We start from the raw sequence: 19169 nt of genomic DNA, 5'->3' as shown, positions 1-19169 counted from the left end.
CCCCGACTGTTTCAACCCCGAAACAGTCCCTCGCACGCATAGCGCTGCTATGCGGGCTCGTCGAGAGCAATCTTGGCGAGAGCGGCGCCCAGCTGCTCCACCATCTCCGAGGTGGTCGCCCACGAGCACATGAAGCGGGCCGAACCGTCCAGGAAACGGTAGACGAACCAGCCCTCGCCGCGCAGCCGATCCAGCGCCGCGTCGCTCATGTCGACGAACAGGCCGTTGGCCTCCACCGGGTGCAGGATCGGATAGGGCATCAGCGCCGCCAGCTTCTGGGCCATGGCGTTGGCGTGCGCCGCGCGGGCCGCCCAGGGGCCGGTCCCGCCGGTCTCGTCCAGCAAACCGAGCCACGGCGCGGCCAGGAACCGGCCCTTGGAGACCAGTTGGCCGGCGTGCTTGATCCGCGAGTCCAGGCGGCGGCGATGGGCCGGGTTCAGGAACACCACCGCCTCGGTCGGGGTCGAGCCGGCCTTGGTGCCGCCCATGACGAGAATGTCGACGCCCAGGCGCCCCACCGCCTTCAGGTCGAAGCCGGCCGCCACGGCGTTGGCCAGCCGCGCGCCGTCCAGGTGCACGCCGTAGCCCTTGGCCTTGACCGGATCGATCAAGGCCTTCAGCGCGGCTTCCGAATAGACCGTGCCGTACTCGGTGGCCGTGGTCAGCGACAGGGCCGCGGCCGGCTGGCGGTAGGAGACGTCGGGCTGGGCCAAGGCCGCCTCCAGCGCGGAAAGCTCGATCTTGCCCGACGCGCCCGGCAGGCCGATCAGGCCCACGCCCTGGCCGAAGAAGCCCGGCGCGCCGGTCTCGTCGGTGCAGATGTGGGCGTGCTCGTGGGCCAGCACCGCCTCGTGCGGCGAGGCCAGCAAGGTCAGGGCGAAGGCGTTGGCCGCCGTACCCGACGGCATGAACTTCACCTCGGCGTCCGCGTCGAGCGCCGCGCGGATGCGATCGCCGGCCGCCTGGCTGACATGGTCCGTCCCATAGCCCGACGCCGTCCCGGCGTTGGCGGCGACCAGCGCCTCCATCACCTCGGGCATGGCCCCGGCGACGTTGTCGGAAGCGAAGTCATAGCGGGCGGCGGTCATGGGCGATCACTCAGGAAAGGAACGCCGCCTCGATGCCGGGGCGGCGTCGCCTTTTCAAGGCCGGTCTTCTCAAGCCTTGACGCGCCAGGAGACCAGGGCGACGCGATTGTCGGCCGAGGGACCGGCGACATCGACCACCAGGCCCAGCCCCCGCCGCGGCCTCGCCCGCCCCGGCGATTTGTCGAGCTCACCGAACTCCAGGGCGACGAACTGCGCCCGCTGCAGCGCCAGATCCCTGAAGCCCTGCAGCCGCTCGGCCTCGTCGATGTGGCCGGAGACGCGGACGGAGTCGCCGTTGCGGGGGTTCGGACGGTTCTGGAATGCATGGACGGCGGCCTGGATATCCTGCCAGTCCATGCCCTCGGAATCGCCCCGCCCCGGCTTGAAATGGACAGGGAACGGCTTGCTCCAGCCCGTTTCGGCCGCCGCGATCGCCGGCGCCGCGACCAACCCGGTCGCGCCGATGATGAATACCCGTCGCTGCATGCGCCCCTCCTCTTCACGGTGAAGGTCGGGCGCGCACAACCTGACGTCAAGTCGGCGTCGTGCTACCAGGCGACCATCGCCATGCAGTTGCGCTGGTCGGCCTTGTCGTTCGGATACATCGGCTCGGCCGCCACCTCGATGAAGAACCGTCGGCGCGGCACGCCCGCGGCCACCAGCGTCTCGACCACCACCTGGGCGCGGTTGAGGGCCAGCCGCTTCAGCCCGGCCTTCAGCTCGACGCCGTCGGCATGGCCCTTGACGGAGATCCGTCCGCCGAAACTCCCCTCGGCCGGATCGAGCATCCTGGCGGCCAACTCAGGAATGTCCTCGACACTCCTCTGATCGATCTCATACCCGCCGGGCTTGAAATAGACGATGGTGAAGGGGATGGGCCAGGAGGTGGCTGCGGCCCTGGTCACGGCAAGGCCGGACAGACCCGCCGCCAGGGCCAGAACGTCTCTCCGCTTCATCGCTCCCCCTCGAAGCCGCCCTCAGGCCGCCCCGTTCAGACGACCTGAGCCGCCCGCAGCGCCCGGATCTTCGGCCACAGCATGTTGACCGCCAGGCCGGCCAGGACAAGCCCCGCCGCCAGCAGTTTCCAGCCCGGCAGGCCCTCGCCCAGCAGCAGGGCCGAGGCGCTCATGCCGAACACCGGCACCAGCAGGGCCATCGGCGTGATGGTCGCGGCCGGGTGGCGGGCCAGCAGCCAGCCCCAGGCGCCGTAGCCGAACATGGTGTTGCCCACCGCCTGCCAGGCGACGGCCAGCCAGGTGCCGAAGCCGGCCTCGGTCACGCCCTTGACCATGGCCGGCAGGCCTTCCAGCCACAGGGCCATGACCAGCAGCGGCGGGATCGAGAATAGGCTGGCCCAGACCACGTAGCCCAGCATGTTCACCGGCCCGGCCTGGCGCGCGACGATGTTGCCGCAACCCCAGCTGAGCGCCGCCAGCAGGCCCAGCGCCACGCCCAGCGGGGTGGCCGAGCCGCCGCCATGGACGGCGATGATCGTGATCCCGACGACGGCCAGCAGCAGGGCGACGATCTGGAAGCCCCGCACCCGCTCACGATTGATCTGCATGGCCAGGGCGATGGTGAAGAACACCTGGGTCTGGAGGATCAGCGAGGCCAGGCCCGGCGAGATGTGGCCCTTCATGGCCACGAACAGCAGGCCGAACTGCCCGGCGCCGATCAGCAGGCCGTAGCCGGCGAGGTTGAGCCACGACACCGCCGGCTTCTTGACGAAGAACACCAGCGGCAGCAGCACCAGGGTGAAGCGCAGGGTGGCGAAGGTCAGCGGCGGCAGGTGGTTCAGCGCCTGGCGGATGACCACGAAGTTCGTGCCCCACACCGCCACCACCGCCAGGGCCAGAAGGAAATGGCGAAGCGGCAGGGAACTGGGCATGGGGGCACTCCTCGGACGGCCGCTAACTAGGCCTTGGAAATGCTGGAGGGAACCGGCGGCTGGGCCAGAAGCGCCCCCTTTTTCTCCGTGCATCCCCGCGGAGGCGGGGATCCAAGCCGAACTGGCGACCGTGCCTGAATTCAGCGCTCCGTCCGGACAGCCGGTTCGCGGCGGAAAGTCGGCTTGGGTCCCCGCCTTCGCGGGGATTTGACGGATGAGGTGTACGTGGTCGCCACAAGGCGCGCGCCGTATCGTCCGACCACTGAATATTCAACCCGCATCCTCACAGTAAACGCGCCCGCAATCACTGTGACACCGTCATGAAGTTTTCGCGAAACCCGCAGTCCACACGGTCAAGTTTAGCACCTCGTTAGGTGTGAAACGGTCATTCCCCCTCGCGAGTGGAGGGCGTATTCCGATGTTCACCTTGCGCGACACGGTTTCTTCCTTGGCCCCGGCGCGGGCGGAAGACCTGGGCAAGACCTTGTACGAACGGTTCCGAGAGGAGCCGGACACCCTGATCGTCCCGGTGCTGGACGCCGACGACCGGCCCGTGGGCCTGGTCGAGCGCAACGCCTTCTTCCTGCGGATGGCGGCCGAGTACGGCCGGGCCCTCTACGCCAACCGGCCGATCGAGGTGCTGATGGATTCGGAGCCGCTGGTCGTCGAGGCCGACGTCGAGCTGGCCGCCTTCACCAGCGACAGCCTGTCCTACCGGGCGTCCGACCTGCTGCGCGGCTTCATCGTCACCGACGGCGGCCGCTATCTGGGGGTCGGCACGGTGATCGGCCTCTTGCAAGCCACCAGCGAGACCAACCGCCAGAACCTGCACGCTCTCGCCGAGGCCAAGGCCGACGAGGAGCGCGCCCGCACCTTCATGAGCGCGGTCGTCGAGTCCATTCCCTCGATGGTGTTCGTCAAGCGCGCCGACGACCAGAGCTACGTCCTGCTCAACCGGGCCGGCGAGAAGATCCTCGGCTACAGCCGCGAAGAGATGATCGGCCGCACCGACGACGACTTCTACGACCCGATCCAGGCGGCGATCTATCACGCCCGCGACGCCGAGGTGATCCGCTCGGGCGACATCAAGGTGATCGAGGAAGACCTGATCCCCCGCAAGGACGGCGCGACCGCCATACTGCGCACCAAGAAGATCGCCATTCTCGACGCCGATGGCCGCCCCGAATACCTGCTGGGCATCTCCGAGGACATCGCCGAGCGCAAGCGGGCCGAGGCCCAGATCGCGCGCCTGGCCCATTACGACCCGCTGACCGAGCTGCCCAACCGCCTGCTGTTCCAGAAGGACCTGTCGGACGCCCTGGCCCGCGCCGCGCGGCGCGAGGACCTGGTGGCCGTGCACTGCGTCGATCTCGACCGCTTCAAGGTGGTCAACGACACCCTGGGCCATCCGGTCGGCGACGCCCTGCTGAAGGCCGCCGCCGAACGCCTGCGGGGCTGCGTGCGCGAGGGCGACACCGTGGCCCGCCTGGGCGGCGACGAGTTCGCCGTGGTCCAGACCGGTCTCAACGACCTGACCGGCGCCACGCGCCTGGCCGCCCGCATCGTCGAGGCCCTGGAGGCCCCGTTCGACCTGCGCGGCCACCAGGTGGTGATCGGCGGCAGCGTCGGCGTGGCGGTCTCGCCCGACGACGGCCTCGACAGCGACGAGCTGCTCAAGAAGGCCGACATGGCCCTCTACCGCGCCAAGGCCGACGGCAAGGGCACGTTCCACTTCTTCGAGCGGGCCATGGACGAGCAGCTTCAGGCCCGCCGGGCTCTGGAGCTGGACCTGCGCCGCGCCCTGGCCGAGGGCCAGTTCGAGCTCTTCTATCAGCCGCTGTTCGACCTCGAGGCCGATCGCGTCACCGGCTGCGAGGCGCTGCTGCGCTGGCGCCATCCCGAGCGCGGCATGGTCTCGCCCGGCGAGTTCATCCCGCTGGCCGAGGAGATCGGCCTGATCGGCGCCCTGGGCGACTGGGTGCTGCGCGCCGCCTGCGACGAGGCCGCCCGCTGGCCCCAGCACGTGCGTCTGGCCGTGAACCTGTCGCCCGCCCAGTTCCGCGACCGCCGCCTGGCCGCCACCGTGGTCCAGGCCCTGGCCGCCTCGGGCCTGGCCGCCGAGCGGCTGGAGCTGGAGATCACCGAGAGCGTCCTGCTGCAGGACAGCGCCCAGAACACCGCCATACTGCACGACCTGAAGGCCCTGGGCGTGCGCATCTCGATGGACGACTTCGGCACGGGCTACAGCTCGCTGAGCTATCTGCGCAGCTTCCCGTTCGACAAGATCAAGATCGACCAGACCTTCGTGCGCGACATCCTCGACGACGCCGACGCCCTGGCCATCATCAAGGCCGTGCTCGACCTCGGCGCCAGCCTGGGCATCACCACCACGGCCGAGGGCGTGGAGTCCGAGGAACAGCTGCACGAACTGCGCCGCCAGGGCTGCGGCGAGATCCAGGGCTACTTCATCAGCCGCCCCAAGCCGGCGCTGGAGATCGCCGCCCTGCTGGGCGTCGAGGCGGCCACGCCGCGCGGGCTGTCGGAGGTGGTGGCGTTCTCGGCGATGCCCCCTCAGTCGGCTACGCCGACAGCTCCCCCAGCGGGGGAGCATCTCGAAGAACGCCGCGCCTAGAAGATCCTCCCCCTCTGGGGGAGGTGGCCCGGAGGGCCGGAGGGGGACGGCGGCTACTGAGTTCGCCCCCCTCCCGTAAAATCCCCGCGAAAGCGGGGACCCAGGCTTTTTCTGAAACGCATAGCGCTCGACGATAAAACACCTGGGTCCCCGCTTTCGCGGGGATTTCACGGATTTGAGAGGGAGGCTCACTTCCCCCTCAGTCGCTTCGCGACAGCTCCCCAGAGGGAGAGCATCTAGTGCGCCAAACCACCGCAACCCCTTGCGTTTCTTGGCCCGCCCTTGACTTCGCACCTGCAATATCCGATATGAGCCTCGCGCCAGCCGGCGCTATCGGTGCTCCAGCCGCGTGACGGACCCCAGCGGGTTCAGCCTGTCGAGCGCCCTGAAAGCTTCTCATAGACCGCCCGTATCACGCGGGGCGCTCCCCACCGACCCGCCGCCAGGCGAGCCGTGCGAGGACCGCGCGCGCCGTCTCGCGACCGTATGAAAGATACGTCCGTAGTGACTCAATTCACTGACCTTGGCCTGGCCAAGCCGATCCTCAAGGCCCTGGCCGACAAGGGCTACACCCAGCCCACCCCGATCCAGGCGCAAGCCATCCCCGTCGTCATGAAGGGCCGCGACCTGCTGGGCATCGCCCAGACCGGCACCGGCAAGACCGCCGCCTTCGCCCTGCCGATCCTGCACCGCCTGGCCGAGGACCGCCGTCCGGCCCCGCGCCGCGGCTTCCGCTGCCTGGTCCTGTCCCCGACCCGCGAACTGGCCACCCAGATCGCCGATAACTTCAAGGCCTACGCCGCGCATCTGGGCCTCTCGGTCGCCACCATCTTCGGCGGCGTGAAGTACGGCCCGCAGATGCGCGCCCTGGCCGCCGGCGTCGACGTCGTCGTCGCCACCCCGGGCCGCCTGATGGACCACCTGGGCGAAAAGAGCGCCACCCTCGGCGGCGTCGAGATCTTCGTGCTCGACGAAGCCGACCAGATGCTCGACCTGGGCTTCGTGGTGCCGATCCGCAAGATCGCCAGCCAGCTGCCCAAGGACCGCCAGAACCTGTTCTTCTCGGCCACCATGCCCAGCGAGATCGGCAAGCTGGCCGGCGAGCTGCTGAAGGACCCGGCCTCGGTGTCGATCACCCCGCAGGCCACCACGGTCGAGCGCATCGACCAGTCGCTGATCTACATCGAAGCCCAGCGCAAGCGCCCGCTGCTGGCCGAACTGCTGTCGGACCGCAGCGTCGAGCGTTCGATCGTCTTCACCCGCACCAAGCGCGGCGCCGACCGCGTGGCCAAGTACCTGACCGCCGCCGGCATCGAGGCCGCCTCGATCCACGGCGACAAGACGCAGGGCCAGCGCGAGCGCGCTCTCGCCGCCTTCAAGGCCGGCGAGGTCAAGGCCCTGGTCGCGACCGACATCGCCGCCCGCGGCATCGACGTCAACGACATCAGCCACGTCTTCAACTACGAGCTGCCCAACGTGCCGGAAGCCTATGTCCACCGGATCGGCCGCACCGCCCGCAAGGGCAAGGACGGCGTCGCCATCAGCTTCTGCTCGGACGACGAGCGCAGCCTGCTGAAGGACATCGAGAAGGCCACCCGCCAGAAGATCCCGTCCTTCGACCGCCGCAACGACAAGGCCCTGGCGGCCGCCGCGGCCGTCGCCGACAAGCTGGCCCCGGCCGAGAAGTACGTCGACCCGCGCAAGGCCGACCCGCGCAACAACGTCCCCTCGGAACTGCGCCGCAAGCGCAACCGTAACGGCGCTCAAGGCAAGGGCGGCCAGGGCGGCGGTCAACGGGAAGGCCAGGGCGGCGGCGAAGGCCGTCAGGCCCAAGGTCGTAACGAAGGCCGCAACGGCGGCGGCCGTAACGGCGGTCGCGGCGCCCAGGGCGGCGGCGGTCAAGGCCGGGGCGGCCAGCAGGCCGCCGGCGGCGCCAAGCAGGGCGGCGATTTCCGCGGCCCCAAGCGCGGCGGCGTCCAGACGGTCGAGACCCGCTGGAGCCCGATCGACTGATCGGCTTGAACTGACCTGAAGATATCGGCCGCCTTCCTCCGGGAAGGCGGCCTTTTCTTTGCCTGCCCGTCCCTTGAGCCATGCCCCGGCCACCCCCAGGGTCGAGCCCGGTCGCCCCCGCGACGAAAACCACAACCCTGGGCCGCCCCGTACTGCGACGCTTGCGCGCAGGGTGGTCCCTCGACCCTTGCAACCGGTTGGGCCGTCGGATCATTGTTCGCCCGGACCCGGCTTTAGGGGAGCCGGTGGGAGGGACCAGACGCCATGCCGCAAGGCGACGGGCGAAGCTTGCCTGCGTTCACGCGTCTAGCCGGGGGCGAAATGGCCGAACGCGTCCGCGCGTTCGACTGGTCGCGCACGCCGCTGGGCGCGCGCGAGACCTGGTCTCCCAGCCTGAAGCTGGCCGTCGACATGCTGCTGGCGACCAACTTCCCCATGGCCCTGCGCTGGGGTCCCGAGTTCATCCTGGTCTATAACGACGCCTATGCGCCGGCCCTGCGCGAGCGTCACCCCGACGCCCTGGGCCGCGCCTTCACCCAGCATTCCGACGAGTTCCGGGCCACCCTGTTGGGCATCCACCAGGACATCCTGCGTGGCGAGAGCGGCGGCTACGCCCTGGAGCGCATGCCCCTGCAGGTGCAGCGCGAAGGCGGCGAGGCCCGCCTGGCCCACTTCGCCGTCAGCTACAGCCCGGTGCCCGACGACACCGCCCCCACCGGCGTCGGCGGGGTGCTGATCTCGGCCGTCGAGGTCACCGGCGCGGTCGAGACCGAGAAGGCCCTGCGCGACACCCAGGCCCGCTACAACATGGCGCTCGGCGCGGCCGGCGGGGTCGGCGCCTGGGAGTGGGACATCAAGGCCAACAAGGTCTACTGCGACGCCCGCTACGCCATGCTGCACCAGGTGGACCCGGCCTTCGCGTCGCTGGGCCTGCCCGCCCAGCGCTTCACCCCCGCGGTCCACGACGAGGACCGCGACCGGGTGGCCGGCGTCGCCCTGGCGGCCATGCAGACCGGCGGCGACTTCTCCGACGAGTTCCGCCTCGTCCAAGCCGACGGCTCGATCCGCTGGGTCGTGGCCAGCGGCCATTGCTATCTCGACGCCGACGGCAATGCCGACCGCAACGCCGGCGTCGTCTTCGACATCACCGAGCGCAAGGCGATGGAAGCCGAGCTGCTGGAGGCCCGCCTCGACCGCGACATCGCCATGGAGGCGGCCGGCATGGGCCGCTGGGACCACAATCCCAGCACCGGCCAGCGCTACTGGGACAAGCGCTCGTGCGAACTGTTCGGCGTGGCCGAGCCCGGCCCGGACAGCTTCGAAAGCTTCCTGACCCTGGTCCACCCCGACCACGTCGAGGAGGTCCAGGCCGCCGTGACCGCCGCCACCGATCCCGCCGGCGACGGCCTGCTGAACGTCCAGTACCGCACCGTGCGCGCCTCCGACGGGGCCCTGCGCTGGATCGAGACCTTCGGCCGGGCCTATTTCGAGCGCGGCCAGTGCGTGCGCTTCGTGGGGGTCGGCTGGGACATCACCGATCGCAAGACGGCCGATCGCCGTCTGGCGTCGCAGGAAGAGACCCTGCGCCTGGCCATCGAGGCCGCCGACGTCGGCACCTGGGACCTCGACATCCGCAACGACGTGCTCACCTGGTCCGACCGCTGCTACGCCATGTTCGGGGTGCCGCTGGGTACGCCGGTGGTGCGCGAGGACTTCTACACCAACCTGCACCCCTCCGACCGCGGCGAGGTCCGCGAGGCCCTGCGCCGCACGCTCGACGGCCGCATCCGCGCCGACTACGACGTCGAGTTCCGGGTCATCGGCCGCCAGGACGGGGTCGAGCGCTGGCTGTCGGCCAAGGGCAAGGCCTTCTTCGACGCCGAGGGCAAGCCGACGCGGATGATCGGCACCACGGTCAACGTCACCGACCGCAAGCGCGCCGAGCTGCACCTGCGGCTGCTGGTCAACGAGCTGAACCACCGGGTGAAGAACTCGCTGGCCACCATCCAGGCCATCGCCGGCCAGACCTTCCACGCCGCCCGCTCGCTGCCGGCCGCCCAGGAGGCCTTCACCGCCCGCATCATCGCCCTTTCCGAGGCCCACGACGTCCTGACCCGCGAGAACTGGGAAGGCGCCGACCTGATGGACGTCATCGATCGCCTGACCGCCCTGCACGGCGGCGGCGACCGCTTCGTGCTCGACGGCCCGCCGGTGCGGCTGTCGCCGCGGCCGGCCCTGTCGCTGTCGATGGCCCTGCACGAGCTGGCGACCAACGCGGTCAAGTACGGCGCCCTGTCGCGACCCGGCGGCCAGATCCTGCTGTCGTGGAGCGTCGACTATGCGGCGGTCCCGCGCCTCACCCTCAGCTGGATCGAGCGCGGCGGCCCGCCGGTCGAGGCGCCCACGCGGCGCGGCTTCGGCTCGCGCCTGATCGAGCGGGGCCTAGCGGCCGAGCTGTCGGGCGAGGCGCGCATCGAGTTCCGCCCCGAAGGCGTGGCGTGCACGATCACCGCCCTGCTCGACTGCTGAGCGCCCGCCAGCCCGCCTTCAGCCTCCGCGCGCCGGCGACGCCCAACACCACGAGGCCGACGGGCGCGATCGCCAGCAGCCAGACCAGCGCGATCAGCGACAGCTGCAGCAACGACTGGATCACGATCCACGGCTTGGATTCCGGGGAAATATCCGCGCGCTCGAAGCTGTAGGGATCGGGCATGGGCGGTCGATCTTTCCAGTCGCCGCCCCCGGCTTGCCCCACCATAGGCCGTTCGCGAAAAGGTTGAACCCTCGCGCGGACAATATCTGTGCAAATTCACGAAAATCCGGAAAGTCAGGCCGCCAGGCGCAGGACCTTGGCGATCTGGGCGTCGCTACGGCGCAGGGCCAGCAGCGCCAGCAGGGCCACCGCCAGCGGCGCCAGGCCCCACAGCGGCAGGCCGGCCACCGACAGGCCGACGAAACCGGCGAGCAGGGCCGAGATCGCCACCTCGGCCAGGGTCGCAAACCATGAAGCCCCGCGCCGGCGCTTGAAGTCCGCCCGCTTGCCCGGCTTCTGGTGCCAGACATTGATCAGCCCGCAGGCCCAGGCCGCCAGGCCCGCGCCGACGGCGGTCCAGAAGGCGGTGGCCGGCGCCAGCCAGGCCAGCACCGCCAACGGCGCGGCCAGCAGCAGGGCCACCGGCAGCAGGGCCGCCGCCAGCTTGGCCCGGCGCAAGCTGCGCACGGCGGCCGGCGACACGGCCAGCAGGTCCGGGCTCTCTTCGGCCGACAGGGTGATCCAGGCCAGACTCCCGGCCACCTGCCCCGCCAGGAACACCACCACCCCGGCCCCGCCGGCCAAGGCCGCGCCTCCGCCGTGGGCGGCGTTGCGGCTGAGGATCACGGCGGTCGGCACCAGGTACAGCACCCTCAGCAGCACCTGCGACAGCAGGCCGGCGTCGCGCAGGATCAGCCGCAGCTCCTTGGCCAGGGTGGCGGCGAACACCCCCTTGGCGAAGGCCCGGTCGCGGCCGCGCGCGGGCTTGGCGGCGCTGGTCTGGGATCCTTGCGTCGCGGCCGCGGCGTCGGCGAACCGCCGGCCCAGCGACAGCGCCGACAGGGTGAAGGCTCCAACCCCAATTGCCAGAAGCGCCAGCAGCGGCAAGGGCTCGCCCAGCATGGCCTTCAGCGGCAGCCAGGCGATCGGCGGCAGCTTCAGCCGGCCCTCGGCGGTCTCGCGCGCCAGGGTCTGGAACAGGCTCTCGCTGGCGCCCTTGCCCAGGATGGTGCGGATCTGGCTGGTCAGGAAGAAGGCCGCGCCGACCAGGGCCGCCAGCACCTGGGCCACCGTGCGCGTGCGGCGCGGGCCGATCAGCGAGAACAGGGTCATGGCCAGCGACAGGCCCGCCGCCGTCGCCAGCAAGGCCAGGGCCGCCAGCACGCCGAACAGGCCCAGCCATTCGGGATGGCCCAGGATGATCGCCGGCCCGACCAGCGGCGTCAGGAAGATCAGGAACACCGTCATGACCCCGGCCGCCACGCCCAGGGCGCGGACGAACAGCACCGTCCGCGGCGGGATCGGCGAGGAGAACAGCAGATCCAGGTCCCCGCGCTCGTAGAGCGCCTCGCTGGCCGCCGCCAGGGTCTGCGACAGCATCAGGGTGAAGGCGGTGGCGCAGCAGGCCAGGGCGATGGCCGCCGCCATCGGGACCATCGGCATGTCCAGCTTGCGCAGCACGAAGCCCAGCGAAACCCCGCCGCTCAGCATCACCAGCAGCAGGATCGAGCCGCCGATCCAGGCCCCGATGCCGGCGCCGACCCTCTTGCCGGTCAGGCCGCGCCAGTAGAGGCGGATCTCCTGGGCCAGCAGCCAGGCGACCGAGCCGGAGCGCAGCAGTCTCACGCCGCCGCCCCGTCGGACGTCAGCTGCAGGAAGACGTCTTCGAGCGTGCCGCCGTCCTTGCCTGCTTGGCCGCGCAGCGTATCGAGCGTGCCCTCGGCCAGCAGCCGTCCGCCGGCGATGATGCCGATGCGGTCGGCCATGCGCTCGGCCACTTCCAGGATGTGGGTGGTCAGGATCACCGTGCCGCCGGCGTCGACGCGGGCCTGCAGCATGTCCTTGACCAGCCGCGCGGCGGCCGCGTCGAGGCCGGTCAGCGGCTCGTCGAGGATCAGCAGCCGGGGATCGTGGATCAACGCCCCGGCCAGGGCCACCTTCTGCTTCATGCCGCGCGAGAAGCCCTCGCAGCGCCGCCGCGCCTCGCCCGCCAGGCCCAGGGTCTCCAGCAGCTCCAGCGCCCGGGCCTTGGCGTGCTTGGGCTCGACGTTCCACAGGCCGGCGACGAACTCCAGATATTCCAGCGGGGTGAGCCGGTCGTAGATCATCGCCTCGTCAGGCGCCCAGGCGGTGATGGCCTTGGCCGCCGCCGGATCGGTCCGGGCGTCGATGCCGAAGATCTCGATGCTGCCCTTGTCGGGCTTGGTCAGGCCCGCGACCATCCGCAGGGTGGTGGTCTTGCCCGCGCCGTTGGGCCCGAGCAGGGCGTAGAGCTCGCCCGGATGCACCGTCAGGTCCAGCTCGCGCACGGCGGGCTTGGCGAAGGTCTTGTCCAGCCCCCGGACGATCAAGGCTTCGGTCACGCTGGCCCCCGTGCAATGCGGCGGGCATGTGATCGCGATTGGGGGATGGGCGCAAGGTTGGGTGGTCTGCACACGCAAATCCTCCCCCTCTGGGGGAGGTGGCCCAGAGGGCCCGAGGGGGCCAGCGCGGCCTCGGCCGCTACCCCCTCAGTCGCTCCGCGACAGCTCCCCCAGAGGGGGAGCATCCAAAGGACGTCACCCCGCCCGCGTCTCGACCTTCACGCCCGTCGTCAGCATCTTGTGCACGGGGCAGGCCTCGGCGATCTCCATCAGCCGCTGGCGCTGGGTCTCGTCGAGGTCGGCCGGCAGGGTGATGACCCGGTCGAAGACGTCGGCGGGAACCTGGCCCGGCAGGCGACGCCAGGTGGTCTCCACCCGCACCTCGCCCAGGGCCCAGCCCTTGCGCTTGGCGTAGAGCCGCAGCGTCTGGGTGGTGCAGGCCGCCAGGCCCGCCGCGACCAGGTCGTGGGGATTGGGGCCGGTGTCGAGCCCGCCTTCGGACGGCTTGAGGTCGCCGGCGATACGCGAGGGGCCGGCGGTGATCAGGATCTGCACGCCGCCATGGCCGCTGTCCTCGGCGATGGCGGAAGGGCGGGCGACGTCGGTCATGAGCGAATCCTCGCGGGTTGGGAGGCCCAACCTAGGCGTCCCATGCGGCATCGCGCTTGTCGAAATCCGTCCCCCCGACGAACCTTCGAAGGATCTTAAGCGGCCGCGCCGGCCCCGACCTTGAACAGGTGGGTGGCGCCGCGCCAGACCTCGACCTCGTTGCAGCCGCGGTGCATGTCGAACAACTCGCCGGCGCGCAGGCGCGCGGCGTTGTCGTCGGCGCAGGCCGTGACATCGAAACGGGGAACCGAGCCGTCGCGCTCGACGCAGAAGAAGGTAAACACCTGCATGGGAACGATCGTCCTCATCAGGCGGGACCGGGTCCATGTTCGATGGGCGGGGCCGCAGCGCCAGCTGACTTCCGCAACCGGCTCTTGAAAACCCAATATAATGAACGCAAAGCGATTCACCATAGGGGTTCGGTTTCTTAACAGGACTCAGTTGGGGATGAATCCCGTCTTGATGGGAATCCTCGCCCGGAACCATGGTTCCAATTTGGCGCGAATGCGCTTTCCCTGGACGTCATCACGCACTAGGTTCGCCACCTTTCGCAAACGGCGACGTTAAGAGACTCATGCCCGCGCACTATCTCGACTTCGAGCGACCCATCGCCGACCTGGAAGCCAAGATCGAAGAGCTTTCCAAGCTTTCCGAGACGGCTGGCCCCGGCGCGTTCGACAACGAGATCGTCGCCCTGCGCGAGCGCGTGCAGGTTCTGCGCAAGGAAGCCTATGCCGGTCTCGACGCCTGGCAGAAGACGATGGTCGCCCGCCACCCGCAGCGGCCGCACCTGCGCGATTATGTCGCGGGCCTGATCGACGAGTTCGTCGAGCTGCGCGGCGACCGCAAGTTCGCCGACGACCAGGCCATCGTCGGGGGCCTGGGCCGCTTCCGCGGCATGCCCGTCGTGGTCATGGGCCACGAGAAGGGCCACGACACCACCACCCGCCTGAAGCACAACTTCGGCATGGCCCGCCCCGAAGGCTACCGCAAGGCCGTGCGCCTGATGGACATGGCCGAGCGCTTCAACCTGCCGGTCCTGACCTTCGTCGACACCGCCGGCGCCTATCCGGGCCTTGGCGCCGAAGAGCGCGGCCAGGCCGAGGCCATCGCCCGCTCGACCGAACGCTGCCTGACGCTGGGCACGCCCATGGTCACCACCATCACCGGCGAAGGCGGCTCGGGCGGCGCCATCGCCCTGGCCGGCGCCAACCGCGTGCTGATCCTCGAGCACTCGATCTATTCGGTGATCTCGCCGGAAGGCGCGGCCTCGATCCTGTGGCGCGACGGCGGCCGGGCCAAGGACGCGGCCACCAACATGAAGATCACGGCGCAAGACCTGATCAAGCTGCGCATCGTCGACCGCATCGTGGAGGAACCGGCCGGCGGCGCCCATTCGGATCCCGAAGCCGCCATCAAGGCCGTCGGCGACGCGGTGGAAGACGAACTGAAGAAGCTGTCGGTCCTCACCCCCGCCGAACTCAAGCGCCAGCGCGCCGATCGCTTCTACGCCATCGGCCGCGAAGGCTTGCAGTAGCCGTGAGCGGCGACGGCGATCCGTTCCTCGGAGAAACCGTCGGCAAGAAGCGCAAGGGCTCCTCGGGCCTGGACGAGGGCATAGCGGCCGGCTTCGAAGTCCTGACGGACGCCGCGCCCGCCCCTGTCGCCCTGTTCGGCGCGCTGGTCGTCGGCGTCGGCCTGCTGGGCTTCCTCGCCTGGAAGGCCGTCGAACGCGCGGGCGGCAAGAAGAAGATCGGCTGACGCAGCGCCTCGGGTCTCAGTCGCGCCGCTCGTGGGTCAGGGTGATCGTCTGGTCGATCTTCACGCGGTCCACGACCAGGCTTCCGTTCTTCCAGCCGTGGATGACCTGGGCCCGGTAGTCCTCGACGTTGAGCGCCAGGCACTGGACCCAGACAAGCGCGCCCTCGCAACGATCGACGGACCAGAACCGTCCATCCTTCAGCCACGCCAGACAGCCTGTCCCCGCCTCCGGGCACTCCAGGGCGAACCCCGGAGCCGGCTGGTCGGCCGCCGCCCTCAGCCGCGCCAGCAGCCAGGCGCCCCGCGCGGCGCTTTGAGCGTCTTCGGCGCGGAAGAATGGGGTCTTGTCGATCACCAGCCGGGCGCACTTGGCCCGCCGGCCCCGCCGCCAGTCGCCGCCGGGCATGTCGTCCGCTCCGTCCGCCAGGAGGTGGTAGAAGGTGGTCGCGGCGACGTCGGTGACGACCACGGGCGTGTCGGCGTTCCAATCGCCGTCGTCCGCCTCGTCCGGATCGCCCACCACCGGCGCGAACTTGAAATCGACCGAGGTGGCCTGACAGACATTGGGTTCGTTGCTGGGCCGCGGCGTCGTCCAGTAGTCGAGCGTGGACAGCACGACCCTCGGCTTGTGGCCGCTGGGGCGGTAGCCGTCGATCAGCACGTCCGACAATTGCCGCAGCACCCGGGCCTTCAAGGTCGCCGACGGGATCTGCCGAGCCTGGCTCTTGGTCAGGGGGGCGGGCTCTCCGCCGGCCCAGGCCGGTCCGGCCAGCGCCAGGGTCGCGATCATCAAGGCGCGAAGCCTGCTGCGGGCTCTACTCATGGCGGCAATCTGCCGGGCGCTCCGGGCCACCGTCAAGCTTCCGCCGGCAAGCTTCCATTGGCAAGCTTCCATTGGCAAGCTTCCGCCGCCCACGAAAAAGCCCGCCCCGGTCTCCCGGGGCGGGCTTCGTCGTTTCAGGCTCTTTCGAACCCGCCGATCGTCAGACCAGCGAACCGTGGCACTGCTTGAACTTCTTGCCCGAGCCGCAGGGGCACGGACCGTTGCGGTTGGTGCGGTCCCAGCCTTCCGGCAGCGCCGAGACCGGCAGGGCCTCGCGCTGCTGCGGCGACAGGCCTTCGGGCAGAGCGCCGGCCAAGGCCGCGTTCTCGCCGGTCAGCGGGTCCAGGTGCACCGGGATCAGGTTTTCCGGGGTGTGCAGGGGCTCGGGCTCGGCATAGGCGATCTCGACCGTCATCAGCCAGCGGGTGGTGTTGCTGCGCAGGTCGCCCAGCAGCTTTTCGAACAGGCTGAAGGCTTCGGTCTTGTACTCGTTCAGCGGGTCGCGCTGGCCGTAGCCGCGCAGGCCGATGACGTTGCGCAGGTGGTCCAGGTGCATCAGGTGCTCGCGCCACTGCAGATCGATCATCTGCAGCAGGAAGCTCTTTTCCACCGAACGCATCTGCTCGGGGGTGATGATCACTTCGCGCTGGGCGGCGTACTCGTCGGCGGCCTTGCCGATGCGCTCGCGGAAGACCTCGTCGTCGACGCCTTCCTCGGCGGCCCATTCCTTCAGCGGCAGGTCGAGGCCCAGGATCGCCTGGACGCGCTCGTGCAGGCCCTCGATGTCCCACTGCTCGGCGTAGGCCTTCGGCGGCACGTGACGGGCCACCAGGTCCTCGACCACGTCGGTGCGCATCTCGGCGATGACTTCCGACAGGTCGCTGCTCTCCATGAACTCCTGGCGCTGCTCGAACACGGCCTTGCGCTGGTCGTTGACGACGTCGTCGTACTTCAGGAGGTTCTTGCGGATCTCGTAGTTGCGCTGCTCGACGCGGGTCTGGGCCTTGGCGATGGCGGCGTTCAGCCACTTGTGGGTGATCGCCTCGCCGTCCTGGACGCCGAAGGTGCGCATGATCGCGTCCAGGCGCTCGCCGGCGAAGATGCGCAGCAGGTCGTCTTCGCACGACAGGAAGAACTTCGAACGGCCCGGGTCGCCCTGACGGCCGGTGCGGCCGCGCAGCTGGTTGTCGATGCGGCGGCTCTCGTGGCGCTCGGTGCCCAGAACGAACAGGCCGCCGGCGGCCAGGGCCGCCTTCTTGGCGTCGGCGATCTCGGCTTCCAGCTCGGCGCGATGGGCCAGCTCGTCCTCGTGCGAGACGGTGATGCCCAGGCCCCGCTGCTCGATCTTCCACTTCGACAGGCGCAGGTCGATACTGCCGCCCAGCTGGATGTCGGTGCCGCGGCCGGCCATGTTGGTGGCGATGGTCACCGCGCCCGGCACGCCGGCGTCGGCGACGATGCCGGCTTCCTGCTCGTGGAAGCGGGCGTTCAGCACCTGGTGCGGGATGCCCTTCTGCTTGGCGCCCTTGTTTTCCCACTCGTAGGCGTCGAGCAGCTTGGACAGCTCTTCGGACTTCTCGATCGACACGGTGCCGACCAGGATCGGCTGGCCGCGGCTGTGGCAGTCGGCGATCTGAACCAGGATGGCCCGGTTCTTCTCTTCCTCGGTGCGGTAGACCTCGTCGTCGTCGTCGATGCGCTGGATGACGCGGTTGGTCGGGATTTCGCTGACGCCCATCTTGTAGATGTCGTCGAACTCCTGCGCCTCGGTCGAGGCCGTGCCGGTCATGCCCGACAGCTTGGTGTAGAGGCGGAAGTAGTTCTGGATGGTCACCGAGGCCAGGGTCTGGTTCTCGGGCTGGATGGCGGCGCCTTCCTTGGCCTCGATGGCCTGGTGCAGGCCTTCCGACAGGCGGCGGCCGGTCATCATGCGGCCGGTGAACTCGTCGATCAGGACGATCTCGTCGGCCTTGACGATATAGTCCTTGTCGCGCGTGTAGAGCACGTTGGCCCGCAGGGCCTGGTTGACGTGGTGCACGATCGAGATGTTGGCCGCGTCGTAGAGGCCGGCGGTGTCCTCGGCCAGGTGGCCGCCCGAGATCAGGACCTCTTCGATCCGCTCCTGGCCCTCTTCGGTGAGGATGACCTGCTTCTGCTTCTCGTCGTGGTCGTAGTTGGTCTTGTCCTTGATGAGTTCCTTCACCAGGACGTCGATGGTCTTGTAGAGCTCGCTGCGGTCCTCGGTCGGGCCCGAGATGATCAGCGGGGTGCGGGCTTCGTCGATCAGGATCGAGTCGACTTCGTCGACGATCACGTAGTGGTGGCCGCGCTGGACCATCTCGCCCACGTCATAGACGAGGTTGTCGCGCAGGTAGTCGAAGCCGAATTCGTTGTTGGTGCCGTAGGTGATGTCCGACTTGTAGGCGCGCTGGCGGTCGCCCTGAGACAGGCCGTTGACGATGATGCCGTACGACAGGCCCATGAAGTTGTAGAGTTGGCCCATCCACTCGGCGTCGCGGGTGGCCAGGTAGTCGTTGACCGTGATGACGTGCACGCCCTTGCCGGCCAGCGCGTTCAGATAGGTCGGCAGGGTGGCGACCAGGGTCTTGCCTTCACCGGTGCGCATTTCCGAGATGCCGCCGAAGTGCAGCACCATGCCGCCGACCAGCTGCACGTCGAAGTGGCGCATGCCCAGCACGCGCTTGGAGGCCTCGCGCACGGCGGCGAAGGCTTCGTCGAGGATGTCGTCGAGGGTCGCGCCCTTTTCCAGGCGGTCCTTGAATTCCTGGGTCTTGGCCTTCAGGGCCTCGTCCGACAGGGCGGCCATCGCCGGCTCGAACGCGTTGATCTTGGCCACGCGGCTCTGCAGCGTCTTGACCTTGCGTTCGTTGGAGGAACCGAAGAGCTTTTTGGCGAAGCCGAGCATGCAGAAAGGATCCGGAGCGAGAACTAGTGAGGCCGGCGCTAAGGCTTGTGGGCCTTCACTACGGTAATGACGTTGCGCCGGGTTTCGGAAAACCACTGAAAACGGCGCGCGCGCGAGACTTAAGCACCGCCCCTCCCAGTGTCAACGAAGGCCCGGCCCGCCTCGACGTCGAAAAACACCGATAGGCCAAGCTTGCCCGCGCCACACGAATTATGCCCGCAGCGCGCGCCGGCGCGACGCCGAAACCGCTGGAAGCGCCTGGAGTTCCATCCGCTTGGCCAGAACCGGACGGCCCGACACGAAGTTTAGACCCA

Annotated in this window: 15 protein-coding genes and 1 pseudogene; 5 read left to right on the top strand and 11 right to left on the bottom strand. The window is 69.4% G+C overall.

Features of this window, described 5'->3' with window-relative positions; genetic code table 11:
* Window positions 1–47: 47 nt before the first annotated feature.
* From AC07NG_RS05585 to AC07NG_RS05570, 4 genes are all read right to left on the bottom strand, one after another.
* Window positions 48–1088, bottom strand: a complete 1041-nt coding sequence (locus AC07NG_RS05585) for a beta-eliminating lyase-related protein (RefSeq protein WP_494592662.1) — start codon at window positions 1086–1088, stop codon at window positions 48–50.
* Window positions 1089–1157: 69 nt separating this feature from the next.
* A complete protein-coding gene (locus tag AC07NG_RS05580; RefSeq protein WP_494592661.1) occupies window positions 1158–1574 on the bottom strand; it encodes a hypothetical protein in 417 nt (138 codons plus the stop codon).
* 62 nt (window positions 1575–1636) lie between these two features.
* Window positions 1637–2044 (bottom strand): OmpA family protein, encoded by a 408-nt coding sequence (locus AC07NG_RS05575; protein ID WP_492853730.1) that lies wholly within the window; start codon window positions 2042–2044, stop codon window positions 1637–1639.
* A 35-nt stretch (window positions 2045–2079) separates the two neighbouring features.
* Complete coding sequence (locus AC07NG_RS05570) at window positions 2080–2976, bottom strand: EamA family transporter (protein ID WP_494592660.1); 897 nt, start codon at window positions 2974–2976, stop codon at window positions 2080–2082.
* 418 nt (window positions 2977–3394) lie between these two features.
* Here AC07NG_RS05570 and AC07NG_RS05565 point away from each other — a divergent pair.
* The 3 genes and pseudogenes from AC07NG_RS05565 to AC07NG_RS05555 all read left to right on the top strand — a co-directional run bounded on the left by AC07NG_RS05565 (window position 3395) and on the right by AC07NG_RS05555 (window position 10150).
* A pseudogene (locus tag AC07NG_RS05565) lies at window positions 3395–5687 on the top strand (putative bifunctional diguanylate cyclase/phosphodiesterase).
* A gap of 425 nt (window positions 5688–6112) precedes the next feature.
* Window positions 6113–7621 carry a DEAD/DEAH box helicase gene (locus AC07NG_RS05560; RefSeq protein ID WP_492853733.1) on the top strand — a complete coding sequence of 503 codons (1509 nt, stop codon included), beginning with the start codon at window positions 6113–6115 and terminating at the stop codon, window positions 7619–7621.
* Window positions 7622–7942: 321 nt separating this feature from the next.
* Entirely contained in the window at window positions 7943–10150 is a 2208-nt protein-coding gene (locus AC07NG_RS05555; protein WP_494592659.1) for a PAS domain-containing sensor histidine kinase, read from the top strand.
* Here AC07NG_RS05555 and AC07NG_RS05550 read toward each other — a convergent pair.
* The 5 genes from AC07NG_RS05550 to AC07NG_RS05530 form a co-directional block, all read right to left on the bottom strand.
* On the bottom strand, window positions 10128–10334 hold the full coding sequence (locus AC07NG_RS05550; protein WP_494592658.1) for a hypothetical protein: 207 nt from the start codon (window positions 10332–10334) through the stop codon (window positions 10128–10130). The genes AC07NG_RS05555 and AC07NG_RS05550 overlap by 23 nt on opposite strands.
* 114 nt (window positions 10335–10448) lie before the next feature.
* Window positions 10449–11999 (bottom strand): putative ABC transporter permease subunit, encoded by a 1551-nt coding sequence (locus tag AC07NG_RS05545; RefSeq protein ID WP_494592657.1) that lies wholly within the window; start codon window positions 11997–11999, stop codon window positions 10449–10451.
* Entirely contained in the window at window positions 11996–12769 is a 774-nt protein-coding gene (locus tag AC07NG_RS05540) for an ABC transporter ATP-binding protein (protein ID WP_494592705.1), read from the bottom strand. The genes AC07NG_RS05545 and AC07NG_RS05540 overlap by 4 nt, the downstream gene beginning before the upstream one ends.
* Before the next feature lie 162 nt (window positions 12770–12931).
* On the bottom strand, window positions 12932–13345 hold the full coding sequence (locus AC07NG_RS05535; RefSeq protein WP_494592656.1) for an OsmC family protein: 414 nt from the start codon (window positions 13343–13345) through the stop codon (window positions 12932–12934).
* 95 nt (window positions 13346–13440) lie between these two features.
* The gene (locus tag AC07NG_RS05530; RefSeq protein ID WP_110121916.1) at window positions 13441–13635 is read right to left on the bottom strand and encodes a hypothetical protein; all 195 of its coding nucleotides are present in this window, start codon (window positions 13633–13635) and stop codon (window positions 13441–13443) included.
* A gap of 284 nt (window positions 13636–13919) precedes the next feature.
* Here AC07NG_RS05530 and AC07NG_RS05525 point away from each other — a divergent pair, with 284 nt between their 5' ends.
* Window positions 13920–14882 (top strand): acetyl-CoA carboxylase carboxyltransferase subunit alpha, encoded by a 963-nt coding sequence (locus AC07NG_RS05525; protein ID WP_487288064.1) that lies wholly within the window; start codon window positions 13920–13922, stop codon window positions 14880–14882.
* Window positions 14883–14884: 2 nt separating this feature from the next.
* The gene (locus tag AC07NG_RS05520) at window positions 14885–15106 is read left to right on the top strand and encodes a hypothetical protein (protein ID WP_494592655.1); all 222 of its coding nucleotides are present in this window, start codon (window positions 14885–14887) and stop codon (window positions 15104–15106) included.
* Between the two features lie 16 nt (window positions 15107–15122).
* Here AC07NG_RS05520 and AC07NG_RS05515 read toward each other — a convergent pair whose 3' ends face one another.
* Complete coding sequence (locus tag AC07NG_RS05515) at window positions 15123–15929, bottom strand: hypothetical protein (RefSeq protein ID WP_494592654.1); 807 nt, start codon at window positions 15927–15929, stop codon at window positions 15123–15125.
* 160 nt (window positions 15930–16089) lie between these two features.
* On the bottom strand, window positions 16090–18855 hold the full coding sequence (gene secA / locus AC07NG_RS05510) for a preprotein translocase subunit SecA (RefSeq protein ID WP_492853740.1): 2766 nt from the start codon (window positions 18853–18855) through the stop codon (window positions 16090–16092).
* Window positions 18856–19169 lie beyond the last annotated feature (314 nt).

It is taken from the genome of Caulobacter sp. GW821-FHT10C03 (assembly GCF_059415485.1).
The sequence above is the reverse complement of the archived record's forward strand: the minus strand, read 5'-3'. Positions and strand labels throughout refer to the sequence as shown.